This is a genomic window from Serratia grimesii NBRC 13537 (assembly GCF_001590905.1).
Classification (GTDB): Bacteria; Pseudomonadota; Gammaproteobacteria; order Enterobacterales; family Enterobacteriaceae; genus Serratia; species Serratia grimesii.
Genome location: NZ_BCTT01000011.1, coordinates 216811 through 232235 on the forward strand (window position 1 = coordinate 216811; position 15425 = coordinate 232235).

The window sequence follows — 15425 nt, forward strand, 5'->3', positions numbered from 1 at the left end:
GAGTGGCTGCTATGAAACTGAATAATCCCGAACTGTTACGCAGCCAGTGCCTGATAAATGGTGAGTGGTGTGATGCGCTGAGTGGAAAACGCGAAGCGGTCATCAACCCAGCAACCGGTGTTGAACTGGCCAGCATACCGCTAGTCAGCGGCGAAGAGACCCAACAGGCGATCAATGCGGCGCAGGTGGCGCAGCAAAGCTGGAAGCAACTGACCGCGAAACAACGTTCCTCGCTGATGCAGGCCTGGGCCGACAAGGTGCTGGCAGCACAAGAAGATTTGGCGCAGCTGATGACGGCTGAACAAGGGAAATCATTGGCGGAAGCGCGTGGTGAAGTGGCTTATGCGGCCTCGTTTATCACCTGGTTCGCCGAAGAAGCCAAACGGGTAGACGGTGCGGTATTGCAGGCGCCGTTAGCCTCACAGCGCTTGGTCGTCGTGAAACAACCGATCGGCGTTTGTGCGGCGATCACACCGTGGAATTTCCCGGCTGCGATGATCACCCGCAAGGTAGCACCGGCATTGGCGGCAGGCTGCGCCATTATCGTTAAACCGGCCGAGCAAACGCCGCTGACTGCGCTGGCGTTGGGCAAACTGGCGCAGGATGCAGGCATTCCTGCAGGCGTGCTGCAGGTGGTGACCGGTGACGCTGCCCAAGTGGGCAAAGTGCTGTGCGACAGCCCGGTGGTACGCAAACTGAGCTTTACCGGTTCGACCGAAGTCGGCCGTATTTTGATGGCGCAGTGTGCGCCAACTATTAAGAAGCTGTCGCTGGAGTTGGGCGGCAATGCACCGGTGATTGTATTCGACGACGCGAATTTGGACGCCGCGGTAGCGGGCATTATGGCCTCTAAGTTCCGCAATAGTGGCCAAACTTGTGTCTGCGCCAACCGTATCTACGTGCAAGACGGTATCTATGACCGTTTGGTGGACAAACTGGTGGTGGCGGTTGAGCAACTGAAGGTCGGCGACGGCAGCCAGGAAGGTACCACGCAGGGGCCGCTGATCGACCAGGATGCAGTTGAAAAAGTGCAGAACCACATCGACGACGCGTTGATCAAAGGCGCGCAGATCGCGACCGGTGGGCAGCCGCACGCACTGGGCCATACCTTCTTCCAACCGACGGTGGTGACTGGCGTGACGCAAAAAATGCGTTTCGCCAAAGAAGAAACCTTTGGACCGGTCGCGCCGTTGTTCCGTTTCCATGATGAGGCGGAAGTCATCGCGATGGCCAACGATACCGAATTCGGCCTGGCCGCCTATGTGTTCACGCAGAACGCGTCGCGCCAGTGGCGAGTGCCGGAAGCCCTGGAGTACGGCATGGTCGGTATCAATACCGGGTTGATTTCCAATGAAGTCGCGCCGTTTGGCGGCGTGAAGCAGTCAGGACTCGGACGTGAAGGATCGCGTTACGGGATTGAAGAATATCTGGAGCTAAAATACCTGTGTATCGATGTGAGCTGTTAACCACCGGGAAACTAACCTACCCCGGTGGCCCGAGCTGCCGGGAGACAAAGGATGCTGCATGTCTTCTGATAATACCTATATTTCTCCGGCGCTTGCCGCCGGGGTGCGAACGTCTGCACCCACCAAATCACTGAGTTTCCTCGAAGGGGTGGCGATGATTGTCGGCACCAACATTGGGGCCGGTGTACTGTCCATCGCTTATGCCTCAAGCAAGGCTGGCTTTTTACCCCTGTTGTTTTGGTTGGTGTTAGTGGGGAGTTTGACCACGGTCACCATGCTGTATGTCGCCGAGTCGACTCTGCGTACCCGTGCTCATTTGCAGTTAAGCGGGCTGGCAAAACGTTATGTCGGCGGTATTGGTGCCTGGCTGATGTTTGCTTCTGTCTGTGTTAACAGTGTTGGAGCGTTGACTGCCTATATGACTGGCAGCGGCAAGCTGTTGCAATCCCTGTTTGGTATTTCTCCGGCGATAGGCAGCCTGCTGTTTTTCGTGCCGGCGGCAGGGGTGTTGTATCTGGGGCTAAAGGCGATTGGTCGCGGTGAAAAGTTTATCAGTATCGGTATGGTGGTGATGCTGACCGCATTGGTAGCGGCCACATTGCTCAAAGATACCACCCAGATGCGTAACCTGCTGGACGGTGATTGGCGCTTTATGGTGCCGGTATTCAACGTGGTGGTGTTTTGCTTCTCTGCGCAATACATCGTGCCGGAAATGGCACGTGGTTTCTCGGACAAACCAGAGCAACTGCCCAAGGCAATTATGGTCGGCATGGCGGTGACTTTTGTGCTGCTGGCAGCGGTGCCGATGTCGGTGATTGCGCTCAGTGGGCTAAATGGCATCTCTGACGTGGCAACCATTTCATGGGGACAGGCGTTGGGGCAGTGGGCCTTCTTCTCAGCCAACATCTTTGCGCTGTGTGCGATGTTGACGTCTTACTGGGGGTTGGGTGGTAGCTTCCTGACCAATATTTTTGACCAGTTCAGGCTGGGCAACGACGAGCAGCCGCTGCGCCGCTTCGGTGTGTTGATGTTGGTGGTGTTGCCACCGTTTGTGCTGGCGTACAGCGGGCTGGTGTCGTTCGTTAACGCGCTGTATTTCGCTGGGGTATTCAGCGGGGTGATCTTGTCGATTATGCCGATGTTAATCTTGCGTGGTGCGCGTAAGCACGGCGATCAGACGCCGCGTTGGCAGTGTAGCTGGATCACTCATCCGTTGTTGCAGATCAGCATTGTGTTGCTGTATCTGGCAAGCGCGGTATATGCCATTGCCTCGTTATTAGGTTATCTGCCCTCTGGATGGTGACTTGCCTTCCCTCAAGAAGTGATGTTGTTTCTCGGTCATTGAGAACGGCGGCGTCGTGGCCGCCGATTTTTTATTACCCGCTTATTTTCTCCGGCAGTGCCAACCAGGCCTGTACCGAAGGGCGTTGCCACTGTTTGTGTGCATAGTGGCGAATACTTTCGGGTACGGCATCACCGTGTATCACCAACCGATTCAGCATCAAGGCCAGATCGGTATCGGCAATGCACCATTCCCTGAACAGGTTATCCTGGCCGTGGCTCAGCAACTTTTCGACGACGGCGATCAGCTTGTTGGCGGCAGCCTGCGCAGCGGCGGACAACGGTGGAAACTTACTGTTAATGAACACGGCCTCGGTGGGACGCTCGGCACGCAGGGCCTGCAAATCGCTGCGTAACCATGCCTGAACTTCGCGGGCCTTGGCCCGTTGTTTGACATCGCGTGGGTACACCGGGTGGGCCGGATGGATCTCATCCAGGTATTCATCAATGGCTGAGGATTCCGAAAGCTGAAACTCGCCGATCACGAGCGTAGGCACCCGGCGCGTCAATGACAGCGCCGCGTAGGCTGCTTCTTGGTTTTTCCCCTGTGCCAGGTCGACCGGTTTCACGGTGAAGGGGATGCCTTTTTCCGTCAGCGTAATAAACGCCGACATGGCATAAGGGCTGAAAAATTCAGCATCGGTATAGAGTTCGGCAATCGGCTGAGACATTGGGATTTCCTCAAGGCAAAGGGACGCGAACTTTGATAATTGACGAGGAATGGCTAAAGATCAATCTGTTAGCTGAAAGTTATTTCTAGCGTGTTTGGCGTGGTAAGCGGCAGAAGCCTGCGTTGTGATATATTTGTTGCCATTAAGTTGAATTTGACAGTGCGAAGTAACATGAAGATGTCGTTGATAGAAAGATTGAAAGTGGGATGCGCACGTTTGTGGCCGCATCCTCTGGCCGTTGGTAAAAAAGAGATTTTACTTTCCAGCGTCGGCGCTGGGCTGGGGTTGATGATCGCGGGTTGGATCAGTCATTTTGTGCTGGGCGAGGTGAACCTATGGTTCATCGCACCTATGGGGGCATCTGCCGTGCTGTTGTTTGGTGTTCCGAACAGCCCGTTGGCGCAACCTTGGTCGATCGTGGGCGGCAATATATCTGCTGCGGCGGTGGGGGTGAGTACCAGTCTGTTGATTCCTGATCCCGGGTTAGCCTGTGGAGTTGCAGCCGCGCTGGCGATTGGATTGATGTTCAAACTACGCTGTTTGCATCCACCTGGTGGTGCCGTCGCACTGACTGCGATCCTCGGTGGGCCGGGTATTCACCAACTCGGCTATAGCTTCGTGTTGTACCCGGTACTGCTGAACTCAGTCTTATTGGCGCTGCTGGCGATTATCTTCAATAACCTGGCAGGGCGACGCTACCCGCACCCTTTGGCACCGACCGAGGCGAAACCGGCCAATCTGCCGATTGATGCGGTATCTATTACCCGTGCCGATCTGCACGAGGCACTGATGCAGGGCGAACTCTTTGATATCGATGAAGACGATCTGCAGGACATCCTGTTGCGTGCCGAACAGCTGGCGCATCAGCGGCAGACTGGCAAAGCCTGATTACGCGAGTGTTTTTCGATAAAACACGACTCGCTCTTTTTCGCTAAAACCCCGCGTCGTATGCAGGCGCTGGGAATCTACTTGAGTCAACCAGAGACTCTGGGCAACGGCTTTCTGCCGTGCCAGAGATTATCTGGCTGATCTGTACGTATTTGGGCAATATTTTGACTCAGTGCACAAAAGTGCGTTTAACGCGTACTGAGACGTAGAAATAAGGTATCCAGATACAAGCTCCGATAATATTTCGGATCAATGGGCGGGACTCTTCATAGTTAAGTGCAACGTCTAAATAACGATTGCCAAGGTAAAGATCTATCGCTAAGAAAAGAATATTAGCTAGCAGCAGACCAATATAAAATCTGGGTAGCTGACGTTTCTTACGGAAGAAGAGGCTGGTGGTATAAATAGACAATAAAAACAGGCCAATAAAGCTGAATAGTTCGAAAAACAAAATCCCTTTGAGTGCCACCTGCAGAACGTCGTAATGGTTAAGTGCTATCTTGAGTGTATTGGTGATGGCGACAATATGACCAATGATGCTAATGAGCAGGCCGAACGCAGGGACAAAAAGCCAACCACGGATTTTCTTAAATTCTTTGTTTTCGCAATCCGCACAAAAATCACTGTCTTGAAGTGCTTGATTGTCGCATTGAATGCACGTCGTCATTATCCCTCCTGGAAAAATAGAATCCTTGTCTGGACAAATTATGTAGCGGTACGTTGAATTTGGCTACTGGATCGTATCTGAAGTTTTGAAAAATGCGAACGTCGCCATTTTGTCGCCTCAGCGGGCACGAAACAAAAAAGCCACTTCAGGAGAAGTGGCTTAATATGCTGTAATATCAGCTAAAATTTGGTGGCCCCTACTGGACTTGAACCAGTGACCAAGCGATTATGAGTCGCGTGCTCTAACCAACTGAGCTAAGGGGCCAAGCGGCGAGATTATACGGTAATCTTTTGGCGCAGGTCTACTGTTAACCATCTGTATGTTGCTTTTATGCGCAGTTATAGCCTGTTGTAATTACTGGCGGATTTTGCGATAACCGCTGTAAATCCTTTTAATGGACGCGCGAACCCTATGGAACTCCTGGCACCCAACCTGCGGGTGGTGTTTTGCGGCATCAACCCCGGCCTTTCTTCAGCCCATCAAGGCTACCCTTTTGCTAACGGCAGCAACCGCTTCTGGAAGGTGGTGCATCAGGCTGGCTTTACTGAGCGTCAATTGGCCCCCGAGCAGTGGCAGCAGTTGCAAGATACAGGCTGTGGCATCACTGCGCTGGTGGCACGGCCAACGGTAGCGGCCAGTGAAGTAACGCGCGACGAGTTACTCAGCGGTGGTGAGGCGTTAAAAGAAAAGATTTTGCGTTATCAGCCGCGAGCACTGGCTATCCTGGGGAAACAGGCGTTCAGCAGTGCCTTTGGTGTGCGTAACGCGTCTTGGGGGCGTCAGGAGATGACCATTGGCAAAACTGCGGTTTGGGTATTGCCTAACCCAAGCGGATTGAACCGTGCCACGCTGGAACAACTTACAGCGAGCTATCACGCGCTGTACCTGGCCCTGAAATGATCTTTATTGGAGCTCATGCATGAAATCGATAATCAAAGGCTGTGTGGTTGGTCTGTTGTTGGTTGCCGGTGTTGCTCAGGCAGGTAATACCCCGAAGGAAGTGCAGAACAAAAATAACGTGTTGGAGTTTTATCAGCAGGGGCTGAACAACAAGGATTTTGCGGCGGCGCGGCCCTATTTGGGCGATGAATACAAACAACATAATCCTAACGCGCAGGATGGTGTAGAAGGATTCCGTAAGTTTGTCGAACTGTTGAAAACACGTTTTCCCCGTTCTCATAGCGCAATCAAACAGGTATTTGTCGACGGTAACTATGTGATATTACATGTGGAAACCAGTGGACGTGAAAAGGGAAAAACAGCCGCAATTATCGATATTTTCCGTCTCAACGATGCGGGGAAAATCGTGGAACACTGGGACGTTACCCAACCGGTGCCGGAAAAAACGGCCAGTGGCAACAGCATGTTTTAGACAATAAAAAACCCCGGCATGCCGGGGTTTTTTGCAAGCAGCTAAACCTTAATCGTCCAGGAAGCTACGCAGTACTTCGGAACGGCTTGGGTGACGCAGTTTACGCAGTGCTTTGGCTTCGATCTGACGAATACGCTCACGGGTAACGTCAAACTGTTTACCCACTTCTTCCAGCGTGTGGTCAGTATTCATGTCGATACCGAAACGCATACGCAGCACTTTCGCTTCACGTGCAGTCAAGCCAGCCAGTACGTCGTGCGTTGCAGAACGCAGGCTTTCTGAAGTTGCAGAATCCAGTGGCAGCTCGAGGGTGGTATCCTCGATGAAATCGCCCAGATGTGAATCTTCATCATCACCGATTGGCGTTTCCATGGAGATCGGCTCTTTAGCGATCTTCAGCACTTTACGGATTTTGTCTTCCGGCATCAGCATACGTTCAGCCAGCTCTTCCGGCGTCGGTTCACGGCCCATCTCTTGCAGCATCTGGCGCGAAATACGGTTGAGCTTGTTGATGGTCTCAATCATATGCACCGGAATACGGATGGTACGCGCCTGGTCGGCGATAGAGCGAGTGATAGCCTGACGGATCCACCAGGTGGCGTAAGTTGAGAACTTATAACCACGACGGTATTCGAACTTGTCTACGGCTTTCATCAGACCGATGTTACCTTCCTGAATCAGATCCAGGAACTGCAGACCACGGTTGGTGTATTTCTTGGCGATAGAAATAACCAGACGCAAGTTAGCTTCAACCATTTCTTTCTTCGCACGGCGGGCTTTCGCTTCACCGATAGACATGCGACGGTTGATATCCTTCACCTGCTCGATAGTCAGGCCGGTTTCTTCTTCGATCTGACGCAGTTTTTGCAGGCTGCGCTGTACGTCTTCGGAAACGTCTTTCAGCTTCTCTGACCATGGCTTAGCCATTGCTAGTGCTGCTTCGAACCAGGTGTTGCTGGTTTCGTTACCGGCGAACAGAGTGACGAAGTTTTTCTTCGGCATTTTGCACTGTTCAACACACAGCTTCATGATGATACGTTCTTGAGTACGAACGCGGTCCATCATGGTACGCATGCTGTTGACCAGGAAGTCGAACTGTTTTGGCACCAAGCGGAACTGCTTGAACACTTCAGACAGCTTCAGGATTTCTTCTGCTGCGCTGGCGTGGCTACGGCCGTTCTTTTTGATGACAACACGGGTCGCTTCGTATTGATCACGCAGGTCGGCGAATTTCTGGCGTGCCAGTTCCGGATCGATGCTGTTGTCGTCTTCAGCATCGTCGTCTTCGTCGTCTTCTTCTTCGTCATCGTTCTGTTCTTCAGTCGACAGTTCAGAACCAACGTGCGTAGCGGTAGGGGCGATGTCCTCTTCCGCATTAGGATCAACGAAGCCGGTGATCAGATCGGACAGACGAGCTTCGCCTGCTTCGACGCGATCGTACTGCTCCAGCAAATAGGTGATGGCTTCAGGGTATTCGGCAACAGAGCACTGAACCTGGTTGATACCGTCTTCAATACGCTTGGCGATGTCGATTTCGCCTTCACGCGTCAGCAGTTCAACGGTACCCATTTCACGCATGTACATGCGCACCGGGTCGGTGGTACGGCCAATCTCAGACTCAACGCTCGACAACACTTGAGCGGCAGCTTCTTCCGCATCTTCGTCTGTGCTGTTTGAGTTTTCAGCGAGTAATAGGTCATCGGCGTCTGGCGCTTCTTCCAGAACCTGAATGCCCATGTCGTTAATCATCTGGATGATGTCTTCGATCTGGTCGGAGTCGACGATATCTTCCGGCAGATGGTCATTGACCTCAGCATAGGTCAGATAGCCTTGCTCCTTACCACGGGTGACAAGTAGCTTTAGCTGTGACTGCGGGTTTTGCTCCATAAGACGGTATCCACACTTCAGAGTATTTGGGTTGGTGTCGGTCGGCGAAACCGCCAACAATAGCATTTGGGGCGTTTTTGTTGTTGCCGCGGCCCACTGTGGCGGCATATTGCAGGGCTCTGCCCTCGCATTTATCGGCACTTAAGCCGTTGTATTCTTTATTCTTCACGTTCTGGCGGCGTTATTGGCGGCCTGAACATGAATTAATTTGGTCAAAAATTAGTTTTTCTTTGCTAACACTTGGTTAAGAGAACGGACTTCTTCACGTTCTTCTGGGCTGAGGCCGTGCGTTCTGGCCTGCGCGATCAATGTTTCCAGCCGTTGCTCCAGTACCGAGTCATATAGGCTAGCTAAGGTATCTAAAAAGGTCTGTTCGACCCTGTCCTCAACGATCATATGGTTCCATGTCGCCAAGGTTTCAAGTTGTTGGCTCAATTTGTTGTCGCGATACTGCTCCAACAATTGACCGGTTGTCAGGCCAGGCTGCGCCAAACAGGTCTGCACCAGCTCGACAAACAGCGGTAAGCCCGCCTGTTTAGTCTGCTCCAATCCCTCGAGTGAAGGGATAAGTGTAGCCAGTTGCGGATTTTGTACCAGTAACCCTATTAGTATACGCATGGTTGTGCGTTTTAGCTGGGGCGCCTGATAAGTATTCGCATTTTCAGCCTGCTTGGGCATCAGCTTGTCGAGCTGGCTATCATCCAGCAGACCAAGCTTGCTGCCGAGCTGTTGGCGCAGGTACAAGCGCAACGTTTCGCCCGGCACTTGAGTAATCAGCGGCAGTGCCAGCGTACTTAGCTTGGCGCGACCGTCTGGGCTGCTCAAATCAACCTGCGGCATCAAGGTTTCGAACAGGAAAGTGGAAAGCGGCTGCGCCAGCTCCATTCGTTGTTCGAAGGCCTCTTTGCCTTCTTTACGTACCAATGTGTCTGGGTCTTCGCCATCGGGCAAAAACATAAACCGCAACTGACGCCCGTCGTTCAGATAGGGCAACGCGGTTTCCAGCGCACGCCAGGCCGCTTCACGACCAGCTCTGTCACCGTCATAGCAACAGACAACGTTATCGGTGGCGCGGAACAGCAGCTGAATATGTTCAGCTGTCGTTGAAGTCCCGAGCGAGGCGACGGCATAATCGATGCCATATTGCGCCAACGCCACCACGTCCATATAACCTTCCACTACCAGCAACCGTTGCGGGGTAGGGTGGTTTTGTTGTGCTTCATACAGGCCGTACAATTGACGACCCTTGTGGAATACTTCGGTTTCCGGCGAGTTCAGGTATTTCGGCATGCCGTCACCCAACACGCGCCCGCCAAAGGCGATCACTCGCCCGCGTTTATCGCGGATAGGGAACATCACGCGTTCACGGAAACGATCGTACGAGCGTCCTTGATCGTTAGTCACCAACATGCCGGCATCGTTCAATGCACTACGGCTGTCGGCATCACGACCAAAACGCTTTAATGCGTTATCCCAACCGGCAGGTGCAAAGCCGATAGCAAAATGTCGGATAACATCGTCACTCAACCCGCGCTGTTGCAGATAATCACGCGCCGGCGTACCGGAGGGTTGATGCAGTGACTGTTGATAGAACGCGCTGAGCTGTTCCATCAGTTGATACAGGCTCTGGCGCTGATGACGTTCGATTTGGGTTGGTCCGGAACCTGCCTCGTAAGGCACTTCCAGCCCGTGCATGGTCGCCAGCTCTTCGATGGTTTCAACAAACTCAAGTCTGTCGTAATTCATCAGAAAGTCGACGGCATTACCGTGCGCACCACAACCAAAACAGTGGTAAAACTGCTTTTCGCCATTAACCGTAAATGAAGGCGTTTTTTCGTGGTGGAACGGACAGCACGCGTGATAGTTCTTGCCCTGCTTTTTGAGCTTCACACGTGCGTCGATCAGATCGACGATGTCGGTGCGAGCCAGCAAGTCATTGATAAATACGCGCGGAATTCGTCCAGCCATAAGCCCTTACTTTACTAGCCTATAAACGAGAACAAGCCGCGCATTCCTTTCGGAAAGCACGGCCTTCGTATGCAACTACTCGGTCTGCGCGATTTTTAAAATCAGAAATTCACGCGGCGGGGTTACCCCCGAAGAATTAATACAGACGAGTGCGGCGTGCGTTTTCGCGAGCCAGTTTCTTCGCGTGACGTTTCACAGCAGAAGCTTTAGCGCGCTTACGTTCGGTAGTCGGTTTTTCATAGAACTCACGACGACGAACTTCAGCCAGAACGCCTGCTTTCTCGCAAGAGCGTTTGAAACGACGCAGAGCAACGTCAAATGGCTCGTTTTCACGTACTTTAATTACAGGCATGTGCCTCTCACCTCAATAAAATTCGGTTTGCTGCTGGCCAAGCGCCAGCAATTTCAAAATGGTGCGGAATTTTACTTCAACGGATGCTGCTTTGTAAAGCACCACAGCAAATTGAAACCTGCGGCCACCCTGGTAAAACATGCGCAATTTTGCATCGGGCGCTGATTATAGACTAATCAGAAAAAAATGCTCGTTTTTAATCAAACCGGCATTTATGGCTGGAATCATCAACATAGCCCAATACCTCTGACAAGATGCGCTGTGCTGGCGGTAAACAGGCCTGATTGTGCTAAACTGGCGGCCGCACGTGAATGATGGGAAATGTAATGCGAGTACTGGGTATAGAAACATCCTGCGATGAAACCGGAATTGCAGTGTATGACGATCAGACCGGTTTATTAGCCAATCAATTATACAGCCAAGTGAAGCTGCATGCCGATTACGGCGGTGTGGTACCTGAACTGGCCTCCCGCGATCACGTGCGTAAAACCGTACCTTTGATTCAGGCGGCATTGAAGGAAGCGAACTTGACTGCTGCCGATATCGACGGCGTTGCCTATACGGCAGGGCCAGGCCTGGTTGGTGCCCTGCTGGTCGGCGCTACCATTGGTCGCGCATTGGCGTTTGCCTGGAATGTGCCGGCGGTGCCGGTGCATCACATGGAAGGTCACCTGTTGGCCCCAATGTTGGAAGATAATCCTCCGGCTTTCCCGTTTGTCGCGCTGCTGGTTTCCGGTGGTCATACCCAACTGATCAGCGTGACCGGTATTGGTCAGTACGAACTGTTGGGTGAGTCGGTGGACGATGCGGCCGGTGAAGCCTTCGACAAAACTGCCAAGCTGCTTGGGCTGGACTACCCTGGCGGCCCGATGCTGTCAAAAATGGCGCAACAGGGCACTGCAGGTCGTTTCACCTTCCCACGCCCGATGACCGATCGTCCCGGTCTGGATTTCAGCTTCTCCGGGTTGAAGACCTTCGCTGCCAATACCATCCGCTCCAACGGTAATGACGATCAGACGCGGGCGGATATCGCGCGGGCGTTTGAGGATGCCGTTGTGGATACGTTGGCGATCAAATGCAAGCGCGCGCTGGAGCAAACCGGTTTTAAACGTTTGGTCATGGCTGGCGGCGTCAGTGCTAACCGTACGCTGCGGGTTAAAATGGCGGAAATGATGCAAAAACGTGGCGGTGAAGTGTTTTATGCCCGTCCGGAATTCTGCACTGATAACGGCGCGATGATCGCTTATGCGGGCCTGGTGCGGTTGAAAAGCGGCGCTAATCCGGAACTGAGCGTTTCGGTGCGACCTCGCTGGCCGCTGGCGGAACTGCCTGCAGTATAAATATAAGAAAGGCCGGGATATCCGGCCTTTTTGATCACTCTTCTTTTTTCTCTTCCTGTTCTACCGCATCGGTTTTCTTTTTGCGGAAGATGCCCCAGATTTTCCCTTCCTGACCGCGCCACAAGCGCTGGATATTGTCATGGTGCCGCATCAGGATCAGGCACGACAACATTGCCACTGGGAAGGTAAATTGCGGTTTGAACCACCAGACGTAGAACGGGGCAATTAGCGCGCTGATAATGGCACCGAGTGAAGAATAGCCGCTAAGCAACACGGTCAGCAGCCAGGTACCGGTCATCAGGCCGGTAAGATCCCAGCCGATCGGCGCGATAGCACCAAATGCCGTTGCTACGCCTTTGCCACCGCGGAAGTGGAAGAAGACCGGATAGATATGCCCCACACAGGCAGCGATCGCTGTCAGTCCGAGGTACAGCGGCGGGACATCAAGCTTGTACGCCAGCCAGACCGGCAGCATCCCTTTTAAAATATCGAACAGCAACACTGCTGCCGCGGCGACACGACCGCCGATGCGCAGGACGTTGGTAGCCCCTGGATTCCCTGAGCCATTTTCACGCGGATCGGGCAGCCTGGCGATCCGGCAAACCAGGATCGCACTGGAAACTGAGCCACACAGATACGCGAAGATAATCATGCCAAGCGCGGTAGCACTCATAACGCGGTTCCGTTTAATAAGGGTCGTTTTACTCGCAACATATATGGATAATACGCATATTCCGCTGGAAGTGGTATCCGGCAAGGCCAAAAACAGAGAATGACGTGATGGATATCGTATTTATAGAAGAGCTTACCGTAATTACTACCATTGGCGTTTACGACTGGGAACAAAACATTCGCCAGAAGTTGGTGTTCGATATCGAAATGGGCTGGGACAACCGTCAGGCTGCTGCCAGTGACGATGTGAATGACTGCCTGAGCTATGCCGATATCAGTGAAGCTATTATCCAGCACGTGGAGCCCAATCGCTTTGCGCTGGTAGAACGGGTTGCAGAGGAAATATCTGAAATATTACTCCAGCGCTTCAATTCCCCGTGGGTCCGTATTAAGGTCAGCAAACCGGGCGCAGTTGCACATGCCAACCGGGTTGGGGTGATCATTGAGCGTGGTACCCGTCCGGCGTGACGTTCTGTCATACAGATGCAACTTAAGACCGTTAATTTGGTCCGAACCTGAGAATAGTTTTAGCGGCAATGTATTGAACACTGCCGCTTTTTTATGTTTATAGCCGTAACTTTATAGGGTGATCGAAGCACATGGCGGACATGCATTCACTGTTTATTGCGTTTGTTCTTGGGGTGGTCGAAGGATTAACTGAATTTTTACCCGTATCTTCTACCGGACACATGATCATTGTGGGCGAGTGGCTGGGTTTTACCGGTGATAAGGCTAAAACCTTTGAGGTGATCATCCAACTGGGGTCGATTCTGGCCGTTGTGGTGATGTTCTGGCGCCGTTTGTTTGGGTTGATCGGCATTCATTTTGGCGGTAAACCGGTTGAGCACGAAGGCAAAACGACAGGCCATTTGAAACTGGGCCATATTTTGCTGGCGATGATCCCGGCGGTGGTGTTGGGGCTGCTACTCCATGACTTTATCAAGTCGTTGTTTGCACCGAAAAACGTGATGTATGCGCTGGTGGTCGGCGGTTTCCTGCTCTTGGCAGCGGAATGGTTTAAACCGAAAAAACCAAGTGCGGAAGGGATCGATGACATCACCTACCGCCAGGCGTTTATGATTGGTTGCTTCCAATGTCTGGCACTGTGGCCGGGCTTCTCCCGCTCAGGTTCCACCATTGCCGGTGGCATGCTGGTGGGCGTGAATCGTTACGCAGCTGCGGAGTTCTCTTTCATTCTGGCGGTGCCGATGATGATTGGTGCCAGTGCTTTGGATTTGTACAAGAGTCTGCACTTCCTGACAATGGGTGACTTACCGATGTTTGCCGTCGGTTTTGCCACTGCCTTCGTAGTAGCGCTGATCGCGATCAAGACCTTCCTGTCGCTGATCAAACGCATCTCGTTTGTGCCGTTCGCTATCTATCGCTTTATCGTGGCCGGCGTGGTTTACATGGTCTTCATGTAAGCTGGGCAGCAATAAAAAACCCCGCGCTGCGGGGTTTTTTTATGCCTGATCGAAAGGGATATCCTGAGTTTGTTTCCACTCAGCCAGCGCTTGTTGACGGCGACGTTTCAGCTCGTCGCGGATTGCCAGCCCTTGTAGGCCGCTAGCTACCACCTCTTTGACCGACACCGCATTCGCCACCTGAAACGCTTGGCGCAGGTAGTCACCCTGCGGATAAGGGTTGTTTTCAAAGCCGGTACGACCGCGGGCATCGGCTTCGCTGGTGAGGATCATCTGTTCCAGCCGCTGCGGTTTGCGCCAAACATCAACTGCATCAAACAGTTTCAACAATGTCTCCGGGCGCAGCTTGTTTACCGTATGGATCAGATCGTGATATTCAGCGACCAGCTTGGCCAGATCTCGCACCGGGTTGGGCACTCGTAGCCGCTGGCACAGTTCTTCAACCAGCAGCACGCCCGCAGGCCCATGGCCATGGTGATGTGGCCAGAGCTCTTTTGGTGTCTGACCTTTGCCGAGATCATGACAGAGTGCGGAGAAGCGTACGTCCACGTCAGGGCTGAGTTGGGCAGCAATCGCCAGCGTCATCATTGTGTGAACACCGGTGTCGATCTCCGGGTGCCATTTGGCAGGAGCCGGTACGCCGAACAGGGCGTCGATCTCTGGGAAGAGCACGCTCAGTGCCTCACAGTCTCGCAGCACCTGAAAATACACCTGAGGGCTTTGGCTTTGCAGCGCCTTCTCGGTTTCTTTCCATACCCGTTCAGCTGTCAATGCGACCAATTCGCCGCTGCGTGCCATTTGACGCATTAATGCGAGCGTTTCTGGGGCAATGGTAAAGCCCAGATGAGCAAAACGGGCGGCAAAGCGTGCCACGCGCAGCACGCGCAGGGGATCTTCACCAAAAGCATCCGACACATGACGCAGTACACGCGATTGTAGATCGGTCACGCCGTTGAAAGGGTCGATCAGCTCACCGTCGGCGCTCCGAGCGATGGCGTTGATGGTTAAATCGCGGCGTTGCAGATCTTCTTCCAGCGTGACATCGGGGGCGGCGTAGCAGGTAAAACCGGTATATCCCTGACCGGATTTTCGCTCGGTACGGGCCAGCGCGTATTCTTCATGAGTTTCCGGGTTTAGAAACACCGGGAAGTCTTTACCGACCTGCTGATACCCCAGTGCGATCAGCTCTGCCGGTGCGGCACCCACCACCACCCAGTCGCGGTCAAACACCGGTAACTCAAGCAAGCTGTCGCGGACAGCGCCGCCGACCAGGTAAATCTTCACGGTTAACTCCTGAATTTTTCTTAGGGCTCTGTCTATCAGATTACATGAATTGGTGACGGGATGTCGGCGCCAATAAAAAGGGCGCCCCGCAGG

At 53.0% G+C, this 15425-nt stretch carries 15 protein-coding genes and 1 tRNA gene; 8 read left to right on the forward strand and 8 right to left on the reverse strand.

What is annotated here, in order from left to right; all coding sequences use genetic code 11:
• The first annotated feature begins 11 nt into the window (after nt 1–11).
• Together SGR01S_RS14995 and SGR01S_RS15000 are read left to right on the forward strand one after the other, a co-directional pair.
• Nucleotides 12–1466, forward strand: coding sequence for an NAD-dependent succinate-semialdehyde dehydrogenase (locus SGR01S_RS14995; RefSeq protein ID WP_061807855.1), 1455 nt, complete (start codon nt 12–14; stop codon nt 1464–1466).
• Nucleotides 1467–1524: 58 nt separating this feature from the next.
• Complete coding sequence (locus SGR01S_RS15000) at nt 1525–2769, forward strand: aromatic amino acid transport family protein (protein WP_037416463.1); 1245 nt, start codon at nt 1525–1527, stop codon at nt 2767–2769.
• Between the two features lie 73 nt (nt 2770–2842).
• On the opposite strand, the gene yfcF is transcribed toward SGR01S_RS15000, so the two are convergent.
• Complete coding sequence (gene yfcF / locus SGR01S_RS15005) at nt 2843–3478, reverse strand: glutathione transferase (RefSeq protein WP_061807856.1); 636 nt, start codon at nt 3476–3478, stop codon at nt 2843–2845.
• Nucleotides 3479–3649: 171 nt separating this feature from the next.
• Between yfcF and SGR01S_RS15010 the strand changes: the two genes are divergently transcribed.
• Complete coding sequence (locus tag SGR01S_RS15010) at nt 3650–4366, forward strand: HPP family protein (protein ID WP_061807857.1); 717 nt, start codon at nt 3650–3652, stop codon at nt 4364–4366.
• Between the two features lie 169 nt (nt 4367–4535).
• Here the strand turns inward: SGR01S_RS15010 and SGR01S_RS15015 are convergent, their stop codons facing one another.
• Together SGR01S_RS15015 and SGR01S_RS15020 are read right to left on the reverse strand one after the other, a co-directional pair.
• Nucleotides 4536–5033, reverse strand: coding sequence for a DUF2569 domain-containing protein (locus SGR01S_RS15015; RefSeq protein ID WP_037416472.1), 498 nt, complete (start codon nt 5031–5033; stop codon nt 4536–4538).
• A gap of 187 nt (nt 5034–5220) precedes the next feature.
• A tRNA-Ile gene (locus SGR01S_RS15020) sits at nt 5221–5297 on the reverse strand.
• Nucleotides 5298–5444: 147 nt separating this feature from the next.
• On the opposite strand from SGR01S_RS15020, the gene mug reads away from it, so the two are divergent.
• Nucleotides 5445–5933: a G/U mismatch-specific DNA glycosylase gene (mug, locus tag SGR01S_RS15025; RefSeq protein ID WP_061807858.1), complete on the forward strand. Its 489-nt coding sequence runs from the start codon at nt 5445–5447 to the stop codon at nt 5931–5933.
• A gap of 19 nt (nt 5934–5952) precedes the next feature.
• Complete coding sequence (locus SGR01S_RS15030) at nt 5953–6405, forward strand: nuclear transport factor 2 family protein (RefSeq protein WP_037416478.1); 453 nt, start codon at nt 5953–5955, stop codon at nt 6403–6405.
• 48 nt (nt 6406–6453) lie between these two features.
• Here SGR01S_RS15030 and rpoD read toward each other — a convergent pair whose 3' ends face one another.
• The 3 genes from rpoD to rpsU all read right to left on the reverse strand — a co-directional run bounded on the left by rpoD (nt 6454) and on the right by rpsU (nt 10612).
• Complete coding sequence (gene rpoD, locus SGR01S_RS15035) at nt 6454–8292, reverse strand: RNA polymerase sigma factor RpoD (RefSeq protein WP_037416481.1); 1839 nt, start codon at nt 8290–8292, stop codon at nt 6454–6456.
• 219 nt (nt 8293–8511) lie between these two features.
• A complete protein-coding gene (dnaG, locus tag SGR01S_RS15040; protein ID WP_061807859.1) occupies nt 8512–10260 on the reverse strand; it encodes a DNA primase in 1749 nt (582 codons plus the stop codon).
• A 136-nt stretch (nt 10261–10396) separates the two neighbouring features.
• A complete protein-coding gene (gene rpsU / locus SGR01S_RS15045) occupies nt 10397–10612 on the reverse strand; it encodes a 30S ribosomal protein S21 (RefSeq protein WP_001144069.1) in 216 nt (71 codons plus the stop codon).
• Nucleotides 10613–10938: 326 nt separating this feature from the next.
• On the opposite strand from rpsU, the gene tsaD reads away from it, so the two are divergent.
• Nucleotides 10939–11952 (forward strand): tRNA (adenosine(37)-N6)-threonylcarbamoyltransferase complex transferase subunit TsaD, encoded by a 1014-nt coding sequence (gene tsaD / locus SGR01S_RS15050; RefSeq protein WP_061807860.1) that lies wholly within the window; start codon nt 10939–10941, stop codon nt 11950–11952.
• 34 nt (nt 11953–11986) lie between these two features.
• Here tsaD and plsY read toward each other — a convergent pair whose 3' ends face one another.
• Nucleotides 11987–12625: a glycerol-3-phosphate 1-O-acyltransferase PlsY gene (plsY, locus tag SGR01S_RS15055; RefSeq protein ID WP_061807861.1), complete on the reverse strand. Its 639-nt coding sequence runs from the start codon at nt 12623–12625 to the stop codon at nt 11987–11989.
• Nucleotides 12626–12732: 107 nt separating this feature from the next.
• On the opposite strand from plsY, the gene folB reads away from it, so the two are divergent.
• Both folB and bacA read left to right on the forward strand, forming a co-directional pair.
• Nucleotides 12733–13092 (forward strand): bifunctional dihydroneopterin aldolase/7,8-dihydroneopterin epimerase, encoded by a 360-nt coding sequence (folB, locus tag SGR01S_RS15060; protein WP_037416487.1) that lies wholly within the window; start codon nt 12733–12735, stop codon nt 13090–13092.
• 131 nt (nt 13093–13223) lie between these two features.
• On the forward strand, nt 13224–14048 hold the full coding sequence (gene bacA / locus SGR01S_RS15065) for an undecaprenyl-diphosphate phosphatase (RefSeq protein WP_037416490.1): 825 nt from the start codon (nt 13224–13226) through the stop codon (nt 14046–14048).
• A 39-nt stretch (nt 14049–14087) separates the two neighbouring features.
• Here the strand turns inward: bacA and SGR01S_RS15070 are convergent, their stop codons facing one another.
• Nucleotides 14088–15332 (reverse strand): multifunctional CCA addition/repair protein, encoded by a 1245-nt coding sequence (locus SGR01S_RS15070; RefSeq protein ID WP_061807862.1) that lies wholly within the window; start codon nt 15330–15332, stop codon nt 14088–14090.
• Between the last annotated feature and the right edge of the window lie 93 nt (nt 15333–15425).